Annotated in this window: 13 protein-coding genes and 1 tRNA gene; 6 read left to right on the plus strand and 8 right to left on the minus strand. The window is 61.1% G+C overall.

All coding sequences use genetic code 11. The features are described from left to right. Window positions 1-161: 161 nt before the first annotated feature. Window positions 162-803 (minus strand): TetR family transcriptional regulator, encoded by a 642-nt coding sequence (locus LO50_RS04655; RefSeq protein ID WP_044314268.1) that lies wholly within the window; start codon window positions 801-803, stop codon window positions 162-164. Between the two features lie 11 nt (window positions 804-814). Further along, entirely contained in the window at window positions 815-1,600 is a 786-nt protein-coding gene (gene tbtR, locus LO50_RS04660) for a tribuytltin resistance regulator TbtR (protein ID WP_023447021.1), read from the minus strand. 213 nt (window positions 1,601-1,813) lie between these two features. Between tbtR and LO50_RS04665 the strand changes: the two genes are divergently transcribed. The 5 genes from LO50_RS04665 (at window position 1,814) to LO50_RS24610 (ending at window position 10,175) form a co-directional block, all read left to right on the plus strand. Further along, window positions 1,814-2,962: an efflux RND transporter periplasmic adaptor subunit gene (locus LO50_RS04665; protein ID WP_044314269.1), complete on the plus strand. Its 1,149-nt coding sequence runs from the start codon at window positions 1,814-1,816 to the stop codon at window positions 2,960-2,962. A 14-nt stretch (window positions 2,963-2,976) separates the two neighbouring features. Further along, the gene (gene tbtB, locus LO50_RS04670) at window positions 2,977-6,117 is read left to right on the plus strand and encodes a multidrug efflux RND transporter permease subunit TbtB (protein ID WP_044314270.1); all 3,141 of its coding nucleotides are present in this window, start codon (window positions 2,977-2,979) and stop codon (window positions 6,115-6,117) included. Next, on the plus strand, window positions 6,114-7,544 hold the full coding sequence (gene tbtM / locus LO50_RS04675) for a multidrug efflux RND transporter outer membrane channel subunit TbtM (RefSeq protein ID WP_003296469.1): 1,431 nt from the start codon (window positions 6,114-6,116) through the stop codon (window positions 7,542-7,544). The genes tbtB and tbtM overlap by 4 nt, the downstream gene beginning before the upstream one ends. A gap of 70 nt (window positions 7,545-7,614) precedes the next feature. Further along, window positions 7,615-8,133 carry an acyloxyacyl hydrolase gene (locus tag LO50_RS04680; protein WP_041110195.1) on the plus strand — a complete coding sequence of 173 codons (519 nt, stop codon included), beginning with the start codon at window positions 7,615-7,617 and terminating at the stop codon, window positions 8,131-8,133. Between the two features lie 491 nt (window positions 8,134-8,624). Beyond that, window positions 8,625-10,175 (plus strand): hypothetical protein, encoded by a 1,551-nt coding sequence (locus tag LO50_RS24610; protein ID WP_052816804.1) that lies wholly within the window; start codon window positions 8,625-8,627, stop codon window positions 10,173-10,175. 687 nt (window positions 10,176-10,862) lie between these two features. Here the strand turns inward: LO50_RS24610 and LO50_RS04690 are convergent. The 6 genes from LO50_RS04690 to LO50_RS04710 all read right to left on the minus strand — a co-directional run bounded on the left by LO50_RS04690 (window position 10,863) and on the right by LO50_RS04710 (window position 16,560). Then, window positions 10,863-12,650: a DUF927 domain-containing protein gene (locus LO50_RS04690; RefSeq protein ID WP_023447028.1), complete on the minus strand. Its 1,788-nt coding sequence runs from the start codon at window positions 12,648-12,650 to the stop codon at window positions 10,863-10,865. 123 nt (window positions 12,651-12,773) lie between these two features. Next, window positions 12,774-13,022, minus strand: a complete 249-nt coding sequence (locus tag LO50_RS25680) for a helix-turn-helix transcriptional regulator (protein WP_135265889.1) — start codon at window positions 13,020-13,022, stop codon at window positions 12,774-12,776. A 146-nt stretch (window positions 13,023-13,168) separates the two neighbouring features. Further along, window positions 13,169-13,244: transfer RNA gene (locus tag LO50_RS04695), tRNA-Thr, on the minus strand. A 70-nt stretch (window positions 13,245-13,314) separates the two neighbouring features. Then, the gene (locus LO50_RS04700; RefSeq protein ID WP_044314271.1) at window positions 13,315-14,547 is read right to left on the minus strand and encodes a methyltransferase; all 1,233 of its coding nucleotides are present in this window, start codon (window positions 14,545-14,547) and stop codon (window positions 13,315-13,317) included. Window positions 14,548-14,639: 92 nt separating this feature from the next. Beyond that, complete coding sequence (locus LO50_RS04705; protein ID WP_044314272.1) at window positions 14,640-16,016, minus strand: TRAP transporter large permease; 1,377 nt, start codon at window positions 16,014-16,016, stop codon at window positions 14,640-14,642. Next, complete coding sequence (locus LO50_RS04710) at window positions 16,009-16,560, minus strand: TRAP transporter small permease subunit (protein ID WP_023447031.1); 552 nt, start codon at window positions 16,558-16,560, stop codon at window positions 16,009-16,011. Before LO50_RS04710 ends, LO50_RS04705 begins: the two co-directional genes overlap by 8 nt. A 295-nt stretch (window positions 16,561-16,855) precedes the next feature. Between LO50_RS04710 and LO50_RS04715 the strand changes: the two genes are divergently transcribed. Next, entirely contained in the window at window positions 16,856-17,962 is a 1,107-nt protein-coding gene (locus tag LO50_RS04715) for a TRAP transporter substrate-binding protein (RefSeq protein ID WP_014821990.1), read from the plus strand. Window positions 17,963-18,014 lie beyond the last annotated feature (52 nt).

Here is an 18,014-nt window from a genome sequence, read left to right on the forward strand (position 1 = left end):
AGTGTCTCCTTAGAGGCATCACCGCAGCTTGCGCTTGCGTGCGCCAGACAGTTTCGCTGCATACCATGCCCTTTCGAGATGCGCCGCCGACAGACCTCAATTACGTTGAACACTCTATCTAGTTCAAGACGTGGCTGGCGGCAGGTAAGAACTCCGCTCCCTCATGAGTTCGGGAAATTTTCTGATGCCACAGACACTTTTAACAAATGTTCAGGTGGCGACTTGATCAGACATAGCAGTGATTCGAGCACAGAACGTATTAGCGACTCTTTGTTCTCTGGCTGTTGCAGGCACTCATATAAAAGACCGCTGATAGCGCTTTGAAATAGCGCCTCGACCATTTCAAGATTTATGTCTGGAGAAATTTCTCCATTTCTAGAAGCGGACTCGAGGATGACTGCAATTTGCCGCATGAACTGCTTGCGGAGCCGTGTTAAGCCGTTCCGAATGATTCCGCATTCGCCTGTAGGTCCTTGAAGGAACATGATGCTCGAGAGCTTTCGAGCCGTGTCGTCGCCAATCGTATTCAGCAGAACGCGCGCCAGCCACGTCCATGCGTTGTCAAGGCAGGCATTGCGAGGCACCGGCTGTCGAAGCGGAATCGACAACTCGTCGAACAGCGCGTTCAAGATGGCGTGCTTGTCCTTGAAATGCCAATAGACCGCACCGCGTGTGACGCCCGCCATCTTGGCCACCGTCGCCAACGCGGCGTTATCGACCCCCTCATCCCAGAACACTTCATTGGCAGCCATGAGAATCTTGCGTAGGGTCAGCTCCGCTTCAGCGGCGGTTCGTCTGGCCATGCTTTCGCCTCTCAGGATGTATGCGTGGCGCGCCGACCGATCGCCCGCTCGACGCTCTGCTGGCAGCGACGCAGCGCCTGCTGAAATGGCTCACGTCGAGTCACTAGTCGCGCTGTCGGTCCGACGATTGCGATCGAGTACCGACCCAAATAGGTTTCCAGCGTGATCGCAAACGAGCTGAGTCCTTCAATCAGCTCGCCATGCTCTTCGGCAACGGCGCCCTCAGCGATCTGGCCGAGCTGCTCAAGCAGCGTAATCCGGTCAGGCGTGCATGGAGTTACGATCGGCAACGGGTCGGGCAGCAGCTGTTGCAGCCACTCATCGGCCAGGACCGCCAGCAGCGCCTTGCCGCTCGCAGTCGCGTAGGCCGGCGCCTTGATACCAATGGGAAACACGACACGTAGCTCACGCTCGGCCACGACGCGGTCGACCACGTAGGCTTTCGCGCCGACCAGCGTGCTGACGCAAACCGACTCGCCCAACTGCTCAGAGAGCTCAAGCATGTAGGGCTTGAGCAACGTGATGATGTCCGTCTGGGTCTGGCTGATCAACTGCCCGAGTGCCGGCCCCAGGCGGAAGCCGCCACTGGGGCCAAGGGTCTCGACCAGGTACTCGGCCTCCAGCGCGGTGATGATGCGCTGCACCGTGGAGCGGGGCAGGTCGACGATCTGCGCGATGGCGGCCAGGCTCAGTCCCTGGGGGTTGTCGCCCAGGGCCCGCATGATCGCTCCTGCGCGGGCGATTACCTGAATACCGTTGTGCCGGCCGGCTTCAGCGGCCTGGTCTGTCTGTGTCATGGCGTCCTCTTAATGTAATGCGCCCACTTGGGTTGGGGGCATTTTCCAGCAGCCTCGCAAGAGTGAACAGGCATTCTTTAACGCTGCGGACCGGAGTTGCCAGTGCTTTGTTCAGGCCTGTTACATATTCCGAACTGTCTCTACTGAATCGCATAGTGATACACTGGACTGCTATATGGTACAGACTTTGTGCATTTGAGGGAGAGGCAACAGGTGAATCACCGAAAAGCTAAATCGCGCGTATGGCATTCCATTCCGCTGGCGGCACTGCTGCTGGCCGGCTGCGTGGAGTCGGACAAGGCGCAAACCGCAGCGCCGCCGCCGGAAGTGGGGGTCTATCGGGTCGAGGCACAGGCGTTGACGCTGACCACCGATCTGCCTGGGCGCACCAGCGCCTACCGCATCGCCGAGGTCAGGCCGCAGGTAACCGGTATCCTCCAGCAGCGCCTGTTCACCGAAGGCACGGAAGTCAAGAAGGGCCAGCAGCTGTACCAAATCGATCCGCGCACCTACGAGGCGCGACTGGCGCGCGCCGAGGCCAACCTGACCACTGCCGAGAACCTAGCCCAGCGCTATGAACGGTTGCTTAAGACCAGCGCGGTTAGCCGCCAGCAATACGATGACGCCATGGCTGCGTGGAAGCAGGCTCAGGCCGAGGTGCAGGTCGCGCGCATTGACGTGCAGTACACCAAGGTGCTGGCGCCGATCTCCGGGCGCATCGGCCGTTCGGCCGTCACCGAGGGCGCGCTGGTCACCAATGGCCAGGTGCAGGAGCTGGCGACCGTTACCCAGCTCGATCCGATCTACGTCGACGTCAACCAGCCAATCACCAACCTGCTCGGCCTGCGTCGCGCATTGGAATCAGGTCGCCTGCAAAGTTCTGGAGATAACCAGGCCGACGTCAGTCTGACGCTGGACGATGGTAGCGCCTACCGGCTGCCGGGCACCCTGAAGTTCTCCGAGGTCAGTGTCGACCCGACCACCGGCTCGGTGACCCTGCGCGCCGAGTTCCCCAACCCGGACCGCAAGTTGTTGCCGGGCATGTTCGTGCATGCGCTGCTCAAGGAAGGCACCCAGCAGGATGCGCTGCTGGTGCCGCAGCAGGCTGTGAGCCGCGATACACGCGGCGTTCCCAGCGTCTGGGTGGTCAAGCAGGACAACAGCGTCGAGAAGCGCGAAGTCGAGACCCTGCGCACCGTCGGTAATGCTTGGCTGATCGGCAAGGGCCTCGCCGACGGCGAACGTGTGATCACCGAAGGCACCCAGCACGCCCGCAGTGGCGTCACGGTAAAGCCGGTGGAGGCCAGCAACGTCCATCTGGTTTCCGAGTTTGGCGAGCCCACTGCCGCCACGGCCCACTGAGGAGCTAGACGTTCATGTCCCGTTTTTTCATCGACCGGCCGATCTTCGCCTGGGTGCTGGCCATTGTCGCCATGCTCGCCGGCGCGTTGTCGCTGGTGAAGATGCCCATCAGCCAGTATCCCAACATCGCCGCCCCGGCCGTCGCCATCGCTGTGTCCTATCCCGGCGCCTCGGCGCAGACCGTGCAGGACACCGTGGTGCAGGTGATCGAGCAGCAACTCAGCGGCCTCGACGGCTTCCGCTACATGTCCGCCGAAAGCGCCTCCGACGGCAGCATGACCATCATCGTGACCTTCGAGCAGGGCACCGACCCGGATATCGCCCAGGTCCAGGTGCAGAACAAACTGCAGCTGGCTACACCCAGGCTGCCTGAGGAAGTGCAGCGCCAAGGGCTGCGCGTGGTGAAGTACCAGCAGAACTTCTTCCTGATCATCGGGCTGGCGGACAGCACCGGCAAGATGAGCAACTTCGACCTCGGCAACGTGATCGCTTCGCAGTTGCAGGACCCGATTTCGCGCATCGACGGCGTGGGTGACTACATGTTGTTCGGCTCACCCAATGCCATGCGCATCTGGCTTGATCCGGCCAAGCTCAACAGTTACCAGCTGACTCCAGGCGATGTTGCCGACGCTATCCGCGAGCAGAACGTACAGGTCTCCTCCGGCCAGCTCGGCGGTTTGCCGACCCGCACCGGTGTGCAGCTCAACGCCACGGTGCTGGGTAAGACTCGCATGACCACTCCTGCCGAATTCGAGGAGATCCTGGTCAAGGTCAAAACCGACGGCTCGCAGATCCGCGTCAAGGACGTGGCTGAGGTCGCGCTGGGTGCCGACAACTTCTCTATCTCGAGTACCCATAACGGCAAGCCTTCGGCCGGCCTGGCCCTGCGTCTGGCCTCCGGCGGTAACCTGCTTGAAACCGTAGAAGCCGTGAAGGCCGAGATGGAGAAGCAGAAAGTCTATCTGCCCGAAGGCATCGAGGTGATCTATCCCTACGACACCACGCCAGTGGTGGAGGCCTCGATCAGTTCGGTGATCCACACCATCATCGAAGCGGTGGTGCTGGTCTTTTTGGTGATGTACCTGTTCCTGCAGAACTTCCGCGCCACGCTGATTCCGACCCTGGCGGTGCCGGTGGTGCTGCTCGGCGCCTTCGCGCTGCTGCCCTACTTCGGCATCAGTATCAACGTGCTGACCATGTACGCCATGGTATTGGCCATCGGCCTGCTGGTGGACGACGCCATCGTGGTGGTGGAAAACGTCGAGCGCCTGATGCATGAGGAAGGGCTGACACCACTGGAAGCCACGCGCAAATCCATGGGGCAGATCCAGGGTGCGCTGGTGGGTATCGGCTTGGTGCTCTCGGCAGTGTTCGTGCCCATGGCCTTCTTTGGCGGCTCGGCAGGCATCATCTACAAGCAGTTCGCCGTGACGATCGTGCTCTGCATGAGCCTCTCGGTACTGGTGGCACTGATCTTCACCCCGGCGCTGTGCGCCACCCTCCTGAAGAAGCCCAAGGGCGATGCCCATCACGAGAAAAAAGGCTTCTTCGGCTGGTTCAACCGCATCTTCGACCGCGGCACCAACCGCTTCGAGCGCGGCGTGGGCGGCATGCTCAAGCATCGCGGCCGCTACCTGCTGGCGTTCGTGCTGATCACCGCCGGCACTGGCTACCTGTTCACCCAGATTCCCAAGGCGTTCCTGCCCAACGAGGACCAGGGGTTGATGATGGTGGAGGTGCGGATGCCGGTGAACTCGTCCGCCGAGCGCACCGAAGCGGTCCTCACCCAGGTGCAGGACTACCTGAAGAGCGAGGAAGACGAGCTGATCGAGCACGTGCTGAACGTCAACGGCTTCAACTTCGCCGGCCGCGGGCAGAACTCGGGCCTCAGCCTGGTCATGCTCAAGGACTGGGACCAGCGCTCGGCCGAGGGCCAAGACGTGTTCAGCATCGCCGAGCGCGCCAACGCCCACTTCGCTCAGGTCAAGGACGCCACCGTCATGGCCTTCGTGCCGCCGGCGATCCTGGAAATGGGTAACGCCATGGGCTTCAACCTGTATCTGCAGGACAACGCCGGCCTCGGCCACGAAGCATTGATGGACGCACGCAACCAGTTCTTGCAGTTGACCAACGAGCATCCGCATCTGCGTGCGGTGCGCCCCAACGGCAAGGACGACGAGCCGCAGTTCCAGGTCAATATCAATGACGAGAAAGCCCGCGCCCTGCAGGTCAGCATCGCCTCGATCAACGAAACCATGAGCGCGGCCTGGGGTTCGATGTACGTCAACGACTTCATCGACCAGGGCCGGGTCAAGCGTGTCTACATCCAGGGCCAAGACGATTCGCGCATCTCGCCGGAAGACTTCGGCAAGTGGTACGTGCGCAATACCCTCGGTGAGATGGTGCCCTTCTCGGCCTTCGCCACCGGCGAGTGGGTGTTTGGCTCGCCGAAGCTGGAACGCTACGGCGGCATCTCTTCGCTGGCAATCCTCGGCGAGCCGGCACCCGGCTACAGCACCGGCGACGCCATGGTCGCCATCGCCGAGATTATGAAGGAACTGCCCCCCGGCATTGGCCTGAGCTACACCGGCCTGTCCTACGAGGAAATCCAGACCGGTGACCAGGCGCCCATGCTTTATGCGCTGACTGTGCTAATCGTGTTCCTCTGCCTGGCTGCACTTTATGAAAGCTGGTCGGTACCGGTGTCGGTGATGATGGTGGTTCCGCTGGGCATTCTCGGCGCGGTACTTGCCACGCTAATGCGTGAACTGAACGCCGACGTCTACTTCCAGATTGGCCTGATGACCACGGTCGGCCTGTCGGCGAAGAACGCCATCCTCATCGTCGAGTTCGCCAAGGATTTGTATGAGAAGGAAGGCATGCCGCTGGTCGATGCTGCCGTTCATGCGGCCAGGCTGCGGCTGCGACCGATCGTCATGACTTCCTTGGCCTTTACCTTCGGTGTATTGCCCATGGCTCTGGCCAGTGGCGCCGGTGCCGGCAGCCAGCACTCGATCGCTACCGGCGTGGTCGGCGGGATGGTCACCGCCACGGTGCTCGCGGTGTTCTTCGTGCCGCTGTTCTATGTGGTGGTGGTCAAGTTGTTCGAAGGCCGCAAGAAGGCTCAGGCCGATGGCGAAGGAGAATCCGCATGAGACTCAAGCATCTGACCGTCGCGATGACGCTGGCGCTGTCCGGCTGCAGCCTGATTCCGGACTACCAGCGCCCGGACATGCCGGTGCAGGCGCAGTGGCCGGAAGGCGCGGCCTATGATCAGGGCGTGTCGGCGAGCACCACTGCCACGGAGCTGGGTTGGCGGCAGTTCTTCGTCGATCCGACCCTGCAACGCCTGATCGGCCTCTCGCTGGAAAACAACCGCGACCTGCGTCAGGCGGCGCTCAACGTCGAAGCCTACCGCGCGCAATACCGCATCAGCCGCTCCGACCTGTTCCCCAGCATCGGCATCGACGGCAGCGGCCAGCGCCAGCGTCTGCCGGCCGACCTGGCGAACACCGGCGAGGCGGGTATCGCCAGCCAGTACGGTGTAACGCTTGGCGTCAGTGCCTACGAGCTGGACTTCTTCGGTCGCCTGCGCAGCCTGGAGGAAGGCGCGCTGGCGCGCTACCTGGCAACCGAGGAGGCGCAACGCAGCGTGCAGATCGGGCTGGTCAGCGAGGTCGCGATGGCCTACCTGACCTGGCGCACCGATCAGGGCCTGCTGGAGCTGACCCACGACACGCTCTACAGCTATGGCAAAAGCCTGAGCCTGGTGCAGGCCGCCCACGACGTTGGCACGGCATCGGCATTGGATGTGCGTCAGGCCCGCAGTCTGGTGGAGCAGGCGCGCGTGCAGTTCGCCCGCTATTCGCGCCTGGTCGCGCAGGATGCCAACCTGCTGCGCCTGTTGCTCGGCACCGAGCTGCCGGCCGATATCACGGATGAACCCGGCAGTGATCGCATGTTCGCAGAATTGCCGGTGGGCATGCCGGCCGACCTGCTGCTACGCCGCCCGGATATCATCGCAGCCGAGTTTCGCCTGCATGCGGCCAACGCCAACATTGGCGCAGCACGCGCGGCGTTCTTCCCGAGCATCCGCCTGACAGCCGCCGCCGGCACCCTGAGCGGTGAGCTAGACGGCCTGTTCGAGGGCGGTTCGGGCACCTGGAGTTTCATGCCACAGATCAACATCCCGATCTTCACCGCCGGCCGGCTCAAGGCCAACCTCGATTACGCCGAGGTGCAGAAGGACATCAACATCGCCGAGTACGAACAGACCATCCAGACCGCATTCCGCGAAGTCGCCGATGGCCTGGCCGCACGCGGCACCTTCGAAGAACAGCTGCAGGCCCAGGCCGACCTGACCACTACCACCCAGGAATACCTGGAACTGGCGCAGCAGCGCTATGACGAGGGTGTCGACAACTACTTGGCCGTGCTCGATGCGCAACGCGAACTGTTCTCTGCCCAGCAACAGCTGCTCAGCGACCGACTGCTGCAGCTCAACAGCGAGGTGCAGCTGTTCCGAGCGCTCGGCGGCGGATGGACGGAGAACATCGCGCACCGCGACGAGTCCGCGCAATAAAAAGGCGGTCGGCGTTACGCCGGCCGCTATGACACCGTTTGATTGTTTTGGAAGCCAGAGGAGAAAAAGCATGAAAATCCGCTTCGCACTGCCGTTGGCAATCGCACTTCTGACCGGCACAGCCACCGCTGGCGCCGCCGAGTTTTCCGGCGCGCTGGGCATGACCGGTCAAGGTGACATGAGCTACCGCGCCGGCCTGGCGTTCGACTGGGACAAGACCTGGCTGAACAGCGGTACCGGCCAGCTAACCGGCTATTGGGACGCCGCCTATACCTACTGGGAGGGCGGTGACGACTACAGCGGTGCGCACTCGCTGTCCTTCGCCCCGGTGTTCGTCTATGAGTTCAGCGGCTTCAAATACACGCCCTTCTTCGAAGCCGGGATTGGCGTGGCATTCTTCTCCAAGACCGATGTCGGCGAGCAGCAATTGGGGTCCTCGTTCAACTTCGAAGACCGCATCGGCGCCGGCCTGAAGCTGCCGCACGAGCAAAAGGTCGGCATACGCGCCATCCATTATTCCAATGCCGGCATCAAACAGCCGAACGACGGAATCGAATCCTACTCATTGTTCTACAACAAAGCCTTCTGATATCTGGGGCTTCTGCGCCGGACGGAGTCGCAACGTGGTAATCACCTTGCCGCAATTGTCCCTTATACCTAGTACGTTGTGTCGCAGCGATTTCGTCTGCGCGCTGCCCTCTGTGTTGTTCCCCCGCAATTACTGATCATTCGTGACCTGTCGCACCGCCGCAAACTGCTGGTGAGCTCGTCTACAACTTAGAGGCGGTAACCTGATGGACTACGGAATATCGTCCAGTCGCAATTGGCAGCACATCAATGAGATCCGAACTCAGAAAAATGCCTGCCGCATGGTGCCGGCGGTGGAAGGGCGCTATCCGGCCAAGAGCGGGCGTTAAGGTTAGGAAAGTAAATCTGGCCCCTTTTGCCTTTTCCCACAGCCCCACGCTTTCTCGGATATGTAACGACAACTACTAATGCAGGCGAGCTTCCGCTGCTGGCAGAATGCTATGGTGTGTGTGCAAAGGAACCACAAACAGATGCTCTGAAAAGGAGTTCAGCATGAGTCCCAAGCTCTATCTCGTTCTGGTGCTGCTGGCGCTGGGTGCTTACCTTTTCTGGCTGACCCGTGAGCAACTGGCTGCGATGCAGACCAAGAAAAAGGCGATCGCCTACGGCAAGGCGGTGATGGCCGCCGTTGAAACGCATTACGTTGAGCTGAAAGACAAGTCGGTTTTGCTGGTCGAAGATAAGGGATATCAGGTCGTCGACGACTCGAAGTGGAAAGCTGAGCTCGACAAGTTCATCACTATGGTCGTCCGCCCGAAGGTCGAGGGTTTCATCAGAACCCGGGCCGATCAGGCTGTCTTCCACCAATTCGCCACGACCATGCTTCTCCAACTGTTGGACGGCGATGTGTTCCCCCGTCAGTTCCCAGTCGAAGAGTATGCAGCCGGCGCGATCCAGCCGGCCGGCGAGGCTGAAAAGTTGTTGATCCCGGCCCGCTGGCTTTTCTCGATAGTGTTCGTCGCCGTCGCGGTCTACACCGCCATCCACCAAGGCTGGCTGGGGGGCTTGCTGATGCTGGTTGCCGGCTTGGTGTTCAACCCGCTGACACACCAGAAAATGGTACAGAAAGCACCGTGGTACGACCGATACAATCTCGGAATTTGGGCGATTCTGGGCATCGTGTTACTGGCCAACATCTCCTACTTCCAGCATGCCCAGGCGGTCTACGACGAGAGCCAGGCCCTCCTTGCCGAACAGCAAAAGCAGCGGGCGATTGAGCAGCAGAGAGTTGCCGAGCAGCGTCGCGTGGATACCGAACAGAAAAGGCTGGCGGTAGAGGCTCAAGCCGCCAATGAGTTCGCGGCGAAGCGCTTAGAGGTCCTCGAAAACCTAAGTCGGGCTATCCAAGAAGAGCGATTTTCGGACGCGAAAGCGATCCTGGACAAGTACAGCGCGGTTTCTGATTCTAATCTGGTCGCGCTCAAGGGTGAATACGAACTGAAAAAGGAATTCTTCGAAACCAAGGAGGCCGCTGCCAAGGCCGAGCGGAAGCGCCAGGAGAACTACACCGCTCGCATCCGAGACTACGCGATCGACGAGTACACTTCGGCACAGTATCCGAAGCTCACGGCCAAATATCGAAGCCGGCTAACGGAGATTAAAAACTTCCGCCGCACAGCGGCTGAGCGCGTGATTGACAGCGGCAAATGCGACTACGTCGAGAATGTCCAGCTCAGCGACGAAAGCACGCTGCGATCACTCAAGTTCTTCATTGACTGCGCCAACGAGAACCGGATCTACCTGACCGAGGCTGACCTTAAGAGCGGTGCCGAGGTGCGTACACAGGCAGAAAACTCTTGGGACGAAGGTGAGGCCATTGTTGCGTGTAGGGACATGACGAAACGGAGCGCGACCATTCCGAGCTCGGTCAACTTCCACAGTTTCACTGGTACCAGTGCAACGACCGCCAAGACCACCGGGAACGTCCAGGTGCTTTTAAACTTTGATGCCAAGAACGTTTTTGGTACGGAGATCGGCTACACGGCGAGGTGCATCTTTGAGCCGCGTAAGCAGGGCAGCATCGAGATTTTCTTACGCGAATAACGCTGAGCGGCGAGTGTGCGGGCATTGCAAATGCATTCGGGGGTGACGACGCGCCGCCGTTATGAGCGCTGCTGCCCGGCCGCTTCTGGCCGACAATCGGCATCAGTAGGACCCCCTGTATGAGTACCTGCTGGCTTCGGCGTAGGGGGTACAGTCTGTCCCTGGTAGGGAAAAGCTTCCCAGCCAGAGGAGGAGTTCAGGTCCGGCACCGTGCCAGGGCACGCCTGGCTAGCGTAGGAAGAGTTTCCAGCTCCTGAAAGGCTGGCTGGCCAGGTCGAGGATCAATGGCTTGTTCAATTTCTACGGCGTTCATGTGGGCGGTTCCGGTCATTGCTGCCAAGGCTGCATCTGGGGCCACCATCCATGCAAAGAGGCGGCGGTGGTCGGAATCGATTGGAAGGCAGGCTCATGTGTAGACTTTAAGATGCGGCTGTCTGCAAGGAGACGGGCTTAGGTATATGTGCTTTATGAGCAGGGAGCACAGTGAGCACAGGGACAGCGCAGGAGTGGTGGGGCTTGTAGCGGTTCCCTATGCCGGCTTCCAGTAGGGAGCCGAGGGAGTAATTCCTTCTCTTATGTTCCCGGCGTTCCCTGTGCCGACCCGCTGGAGGAAGCAAGCGCAGACCCCATGAATACGGGCTGATCCCGCTGTTCCCTGCGTTCCCCCACCAAAATAGAACACTGCAACTAGCCAACATGCTCCAAGCGTGCCGGATCAATCCAATAGAGCCCTGGATTGCTGCCGTCCGGGAGCCGCTTCCTGTGCTGCAGCTTGCCTGGCTCCTTCTTGATGATCGCCCCCACAGAGTCCAGTGTGCGCAGCACACGAGTCAGCTCGAAGTCTTGGGTGGCATCCTGAAGGCCGCCGCGAGTGAATAGGTAGATGCGTCCGCTGGCGGTGCGCTCCCAATAGCCCGCGCGGTCACGAACAGCTTCTGCACCTACGGCTGTGGACTGAAAGCGGCTGCCGCCGTGGCGGTCGATGAAATCGGCGATGGCGCGCAGGATCTGCCGATCCTCGCTGGGACCTTCCCCACGCCCGGCCTGCCAGCTTTCAAAGAGCTCCACCATGCTGTTGGTCCCTTCGCCCTCGGTTAGCGGTAGCAAACCGTAGGTTGTGGCGAGCTCCAGCGCCAGAGCGAGGATCGCAAAATTCCTTGCTACGCGAGCAGCCTGGCTGGAGGTCGGGTGAAAGCGCTTCTGGATCGTATCCAGCAGGTCTGGCAGCTTTTCCGTATCGCCATGCTCGATCAGTCGCCGTACGAATGCTGGACCGGCGTGGCCATAGTGAACCCCGCTGGCCTTCTGGCGTGCATCGGACAGAGCCTGTCCACTGAGGTGATTGTGGAGGTTGTCCCAAGCACCGTAAGTTCGCCCTGCCGAAACCGTTACCAGACGAACTTCCTGACCGGCGCGGACAGGCTTTCCCGCCTCGCGCATCTTGGTTTCGAGCGTTATCTCACCACTCGACAGCAATATCGCTAGCCACCGGCGGATCTTGCGTGCAGCGCCGGTGGGCTCAGCACGCTGTTTCCCGACTCCATCCACGATGGCATATACCACCTCGCCCACGATGGCCGGATTGGCCTGTCCCAGCTCGTCGAGCGGCACAAGGCAATCGTTTCGCAGAGCAGATAGACCCTCCAAGCCGCTGCCTGAAGCAGCCCACTTCCGCATGAATTTGTTTCCGTGCCCCCAGACCGAAGCGGCACACATCACGATGGTGGTTTTTCCGTTGGAACTGTCCCAGAGCAGGTGAAAGCCGCACCCTGAGTAAACTCGTAGAGGCGCTAGCAGCGTGCCCGCAAGTGACGCGCCAATGCCCAACTGAAAAAGTGGATTGCCCGGCAGGATTGCGCTGATGGACTGCTGCCAGCCTTCTAGTGTGCCGGCTTTGCCGTACTCACCATTCGACGAGCTTTCGGACTGAAAAATCGCATCACCCGTGCCGACGCTTTCGAGCGGGGTGACGAAAAGCTTATCGCCGAGCCAACCCGTTGTTGCGGTGGAGATGACCCGGCTCTGCGGGTGCTGGCTGGCGATGTAACTCACGATTTCTCGTTGTTGAGAGTGGTCGATTTTGAGCCCCCGATTGAACAGGGTAGAAACGATCCGCTCCGGCCGGCCAGCAAGAAGCTCGGAGGGCAAGGCCCACGAAAGCTCTTTGCCATCCAAATTAGTAAAACGGAGCAACCGGCCGTAACCTTCGCTGCACGTTGAGTTGCGGGTAATCGCGTCCACATGCAACGGGCCGCACAGCCATTCGTGGCGGGCGGTTTCTTCACCCTCTTCTGTCCTGGTGCTGTAGTGCATCCAGACACCTGGATAGAACCGCTGTCCGTTATAGGTGATCTCAGTGTCGTGCACGCTGTAGCCGTTTTTTGGAATAGCGATTTTTGTAGCTGCCGGGGCCAGCGGGGTGACGTTAATAGTCGCGCAGGATCGTGTCTTGGGCTGTTTCTCTGAGGCGTTCATACCGTATTCCTCATTTTTCGGGCGCAAGGGAGCCCGCAAAGCCATAAATGACTGGCTTCGATAGAAAAAAGATTGGGACGGCCCTCTAGACCGCAGTGGCTCGATTAGAGGGCGAGGCGGGCGTCAGGCTTCGAGCGTGAGGAAGTGTTCCACGTCCCTGCGCAACCACAAAAGGCGCCGCCCAAAGTGCCGTGGTTGCGGAAAACCGGGGTTTTGTCGCATACGCCAGAGGGTCGTGCTGCTGCAGCGCAGCAGCTGACAGAGCTCGGCGCTAGTCAGGAAGATTTCGTGTGGCATGGCAGGTGCTCCTCGTGATGTGTAGAAACACTGTGCCGTTCTGTGAAAGCTTTTTGGGCTGGAATTCGACCACATTCTTGTAGGTTTAGGATTTCGCCACGATAGCTCAGGGAAGCGCCTCAATTTGTCGAACGAGGGGTACGACGGGTATGTGTTGAGCAAAGTGTTGAGCAGAAACGAAAAAGGCCCACCTTGCGGTGAGCCTAAGTCGTTGATTTCTATGGTGCCGGCACCAGGAGTCGAACCCGGGACCTACTGATTACAAGTCAGTTGCTCTACCAGCTGAGCTATACCGGCATTTGAGGGTCGCCATTATATCCATTGCGCGCGACGAGTAAACCGTTTGATTACGGTGACTTGCGGTCGCTTATTCAGGCCGCGTCACATTCTGCGCGGGCGCGTCGAGTTCGGCGAGCAGCAGCAGGTTGCGCGGCGTCAGTTGGCTGGGGCAGAAGGTGCCCAGCCGAACGCTGTAGCCCTGTTCTTCCAGCAGTAATGCTCGGTCGAGCAACAGCCAGAGTTCGAGCGGGCGGCGGAACACGCCGCGCACCAGTTCCAGGTTGCGAACTTCGGCCAGGCGCTGCCAGCCTGTGCGCTCCAGTGCCGGCCAGTCCTCGTCACCGGGCGCGGGTAGTTGCTTGAGCGTGGCGAGGTCGCGGCAGTAGTCGGCGAAGTCTTTCTTCAGCCAGGCGCCGGGCAGCGACGGGGTCGGCAGATATTCGTCCAGCTGGCGCAGGCGGCGCTGCAGGGTATCGAAGCCCAAGCGCCAGGCCATGGACTGGTCGCGGTTGCGCCGTTCGCGTGCGCCCGCGGTGACGGTTTCGCTCAAGGGCAAACCGAGGTCATCGCGCGTGAGCTGCAAGGACGAAGCTCTGGCTGCCTGTGACAGTGGGATGTACTGCTCATCGGTGATGCGGTTGTAGCAGCAGGGTGCCACCGCAAGCTGACGGCATTGTTTGGCGACGGCCAGTTGCAGCAGGCGAACATGCAGGTCGCCGCAGGCATGCAGGGCGACTGGCGTATGCGTGGCGTGCAGCTGGTCCCCTGCATCGGACGCCAGCACATCCTGGCAGCGGTGCGTCGCCTCGACGCCGAGTCGTTCGCTCAGCTGGTCGCCGGCGTTGACCAGCGCTTCGTCCCACTCAAGGCAGGTCAGTGCCGCGCCGTATCTGGCCAGATGCCGGCCGAGATGACCTTTACCGGAGCACCAGTCGAGCCAGTGCCGCGGCGTTTCGCGAAAGTGCAGGCGCGCGCCGAACGCCTGGATCTGCAGCGATTTGCGTCCCGGTATGTCGAGGTTCTGGCGATGAGTCACAGCCGGCGGCTCGCTTGCGGGCAGTTCGTCGATCTGGCTCAGCTCGCAGGCAATCGCAGCCAGCTGCGGGAAAGGTGCCGGTGCGGCGAGTTCGCCTGGCTGGTTGTGCGCGGCTTCGGCGTCGGCCAGGGAGCGTGCTCGCAGCCAGGCGGCGAGTTCCGGATAGTTGTTTTCCCACGGCAGGCTTCGGCTAACGAATGGGCGTGGGCGCCAGAGAGCCTGGTGCTCGCTCAGGAAACGGTCGAGTGCCTGGAAGCGTTCGAGCAGAGAAGGGGAGGCTGTCATCGGCGGGCAGGCGTTCGGGCGGGAGCCGATTGTAGCGGGATGCCGCGGTAGGAAGCACAACGCCCGTCGAGGGACGGGCGTTGCAGTTGCAGTTACTGGCCGTAGACCTGTTCCGGAAGCCAGGTAACGATTCCGGGCCACATGTAGGCCACCACCAGCATGCCGATCTGGATCAGGATGAACGGCAGCACGCCCTTGTACATCACACTGGTCGGTACGCTGCGGGGTGTGACGCCGCGCAGGTAGAACAGCGAGAAGCCGAAGGGCGGGGTGAGGAACGAGGTCTGCAGGTTGATGGCGAACATCACGCCGAGCCAGACCGGGTCCAGGCCCATGGCCAGCAGGATCGGGCCGACGATGGGCACCACCACGAAGATGATCTCGATGAAATCGAGAATGAAGCCCAGCAGGAAGATGACCAGCATCACCACCAGGAAGGCGCCGAGCACACCGCCAGGCAGCGAATGCAGGGCATCTTCGATCAGCGCTTCACCGCCAAAGCCGCGGAACACCAGGGAGAACAGCGACGCACCGATGAGGATGAGGAACACCATGGAGGTGATTTCGGTGGTGCCGAAGGCTACCTGCTTGAGCTGGGCGAAATTCAGCTGGCCCTTGGCGATCGACAGCAAGGTCGCGCCCAGGGCACCGATCGCAGCAGCCTCGGTCGGTGTGGCGTAACCAGCGAGAATCGAGCCGAGCACTGCGGTGATCAGCGCCAGCGGAGGCAGCAGCGCACCGATCAGCTTGCCCCATTCGATCGGCCCCAGTTCTTCCTGCGGCAAGGCGGGCAGCTTCTTCGGCTGGAAGATCGCCACGGCGATGAGGTAGAGGATGTACATGCCAACCAGCACGAGGCCCGGGATCAGCGCGCCGACGAACAGGTCGCCGACCGACACGGTCTTCGGCGAGAAGATGCCCATCTTCAGCTGTGCCTGCTGGAAGGCGCTGGACATCACATCGCCGAGCAGGACCAGGATGATCGAGGGTGGAATGATCTGACCGAGGGTGCCGGTGGCGGCGAGGGTGCCGGTAGCGATCGCCGGGTCGTAGCCGCGACGCAGCATCGTCGGCAGTGCCAGCAGGCCCATGGTGACCACGGTGGCACCGACGATACCGGTGCTGGCCGCAAGCAGCGCGCCGACCACGCAGACCGAAATCGCCAGGCCGCCACGCATGGTGCCGAACAGCCGCGACATCGATTCCAGTAGGTCTTCGGCGACGCGCGATTTCTCCAGCATCACCCCCATGAAGACGAACAGCGGTACCGCCAGCATCGTCTGGTTGTTCATGATGCCGAAGATGCGGTTCGGCAACGCGTGCAGATAACCCACGTCGAACGAACCGGTGACCACGCCGATGCCGGCGAACAGGAGTGCCATGCCGCCAAGGGTAAAGGCGACCGGATAACCGGACATCAGAGCGAAGCAGATGCTGATGAACAGCAGGATGGCCATGATTTCACCCATGCTTCACCTCCTGCTCTGCTTCAGGCAACCGACCGGCCAGGCGGTAGCCGGCCTTGATCAGGTCGGAAAGGCCCTGCAGGGCTAGGCTGCCGACCAGCAGCAGGATGATGCTCTTCTGCAGGTAGACGAACTTCAGCCCGCCCGACTCGTTGGAGCCTTCGTGCGTCGCCCAGGAACTGGTGACGTAGTCCCAGCTGTTCCAGCCGAGGAACAGGCAGACCGGTAGCAGAAAAAGCAGATGGCCAAGACCGTCGACGACGGTCTGCCTGCGACTGCTGAACTTCTGATAGAAGATGTCGACGCGAACGTGGCCGTTGCGCTGCAGGGTCCAGGCGGCGGCGCCCATGAACACCAGCGCATGGCCGTACATCACTGCTTCCTGCAGGGCGATGGCGCCGATGCCGAAACCGTAGCGCAGGACCACCACGACGGCGGTACCGATGACGAGAAACAGGGTGATCCAGGCACAGAGCTGGCCGAGGCGCATGTTGAACGCATCGATGAGGCCAGCCACGCGCAGCAGGGGCGGGGGGCTCTGGGACATTTGTAGTCCTTCTTAGTAGACGCAAGGTTGGCGGGAGAGGGCGATTCTTGCAGTACTGGCGTCTTGCAGCAATCGACCTACGACTTTTAGCTTATGCGCTAGGCTTGAGGCGCCGGAGGCTCTAATGTTAGTCGAGCCCGGAGTGGCGGATGCATTTCCGGCGCAGGTTTCGCCGTACGAGCCAGCGGTCAGCCTGACTCAGGGACTCGAAACGGAACGAAAGGCGCAAGGCGGTCCGGCAAAAAAGCGTAGCCTTGCCGTTGCGCAATAAGAACAAATAACAAGGAGTAACCTCATGAAACGTCGTGACATTCTCACCGCCGCGGGCGTAGGCCTGGCGGCAACCGCTCTGGCTGGCTGCAATGACAAGAGCGAGAAGCCGGCAGCGGGCGAAAGCAAGCAGGCCAGCGAACAGCAGACATTCAACTGGAAGATGGTCACCTCCTGGCCGAAGAACTTCCCTGGCGTAGGCGTCGGTGCCGAGCGCTTCGCCAATCTGGTCAACGAAATGAGCGGTGGCCGGCTGAAGGTCAAGGTCTATGCCGCTGGCGAGCTGGTCCCGGCGCTGGAAGTGTTCGACGCGGTATCGCGCGGCACCGCCGAAATGGGTCATGGCGCACCTTACTACTGGAAAGGCAAGGTCCCGGCCGCGCAGTTCTTCTGCGCCCTGCCGTTCGGCCCCAACGCGCAGGAAATGAATGCCTGGCTGCATCGTGGCGGCGGCATGCAGCTGTGGGAAGAGGTCTACAAGCCCTACGGCGTACTGCCGATGGCCTGTGGCGCCACCGGCGTACAGACCGCCGGCTGGTTCAACAAGGAAATCAACTCGGTCGACGACTTCAAGGGTCTGAAGATGCGTACCCCGGGCCTGGGCGGCGAAGTGCTGACCAAGATGGGCGGTACCGTGGTGAATATGCCGGCTGGCGAGATCTTCACCGCCCTGCAGACCGGCGCGATCGACGCCACCGAGTGGATCGGCCCGTACAACGATCTGGCCCTGGGCCTGCACAAGGCTTCCAAGTACTACTACACCCCGGGCTGGCAGGAGCCGAACGTCACCTTCGAGCTGGACGTCAATCTCAAGGCCTGGGAAACCCTGCCGGATGATCTGAAGGCCATCGTTCGTGCCGCGGCGCGTGACGTCAACGGCGACATGCTCGATGACTACAACGCCAAGAACATGGAAGCGCTGGAGCAACTGCGCGAGCAGGGCGTCGAAGTACGCCGCCTGCCGGACGAAGTGCTGTCCCGCCTGAAGGAAGTGGCGGCTGAAGTGGTCGACGCCTCCGCCAACGCCGATCCGGTGGCGGCCAAGGTGTGGGAGCAGCAGAGTGCCTATCTCAAGCGGTTGTATGAATACGCCGAGCTGAACGAGAAGGACATCTACAACATCCGCGGCTGATAGCTACCCCGGATGCGAAAACGCCACACCGGCAACGGTGTGGCGTTTTTTT

The sequence above is a fragment of the Stutzerimonas stutzeri genome (genome assembly GCF_000935215.1).
Lineage (GTDB): Bacteria > Pseudomonadota > Gammaproteobacteria > Pseudomonadales > Pseudomonadaceae > Stutzerimonas.

Excerpts from the sequence above, each read along its gene's own strand:
- LO50_RS04655 (WP_044314268.1), bottom strand. The coding sequence starts at position 803 with ATGGCCAGACGAACCGCCGCTGAAGCGGAGCTGACCCTACGCAAGATT.
- tbtR (WP_023447021.1), bottom strand. The coding sequence starts at position 1,600 with ATGACACAGACAGACCAGGCCGCTGAAGCCGGCCGGCACAACGGTATT.
- tbtB (WP_044314270.1), top strand. The coding sequence starts at position 2,977 with ATGTCCCGTTTTTTCATCGACCGGCCGATCTTCGCCTGGGTGCTGGCC.
- tbtM (WP_003296469.1), top strand. The coding sequence starts at position 6,114 with ATGAGACTCAAGCATCTGACCGTCGCGATGACGCTGGCGCTGTCCGGC.
- LO50_RS04680 (WP_041110195.1), top strand. The coding sequence starts at position 7,615 with ATGAAAATCCGCTTCGCACTGCCGTTGGCAATCGCACTTCTGACCGGC.
- LO50_RS24610 (WP_052816804.1), top strand. The coding sequence starts at position 8,625 with ATGAGTCCCAAGCTCTATCTCGTTCTGGTGCTGCTGGCGCTGGGTGCT.
- LO50_RS04690 (WP_023447028.1), bottom strand. The coding sequence starts at position 12,650 with ATGAACGCCTCAGAGAAACAGCCCAAGACACGATCCTGCGCGACTATT.
- LO50_RS25680 (WP_135265889.1), bottom strand. The coding sequence starts at position 13,022 with ATGTGGTCGAATTCCAGCCCAAAAAGCTTTCACAGAACGGCACAGTGT.
- LO50_RS04700 (WP_044314271.1), bottom strand. The coding sequence starts at position 14,547 with ATGACAGCCTCCCCTTCTCTGCTCGAACGCTTCCAGGCACTCGACCGT.
- LO50_RS04705 (WP_044314272.1), bottom strand. The coding sequence starts at position 16,016 with ATGGGTGAAATCATGGCCATCCTGCTGTTCATCAGCATCTGCTTCGCT.
- LO50_RS04710 (WP_023447031.1), bottom strand. The coding sequence starts at position 16,560 with ATGTCCCAGAGCCCCCCGCCCCTGCTGCGCGTGGCTGGCCTCATCGAT.
- LO50_RS04715 (WP_014821990.1), top strand. The coding sequence starts at position 16,856 with ATGAAACGTCGTGACATTCTCACCGCCGCGGGCGTAGGCCTGGCGGCA.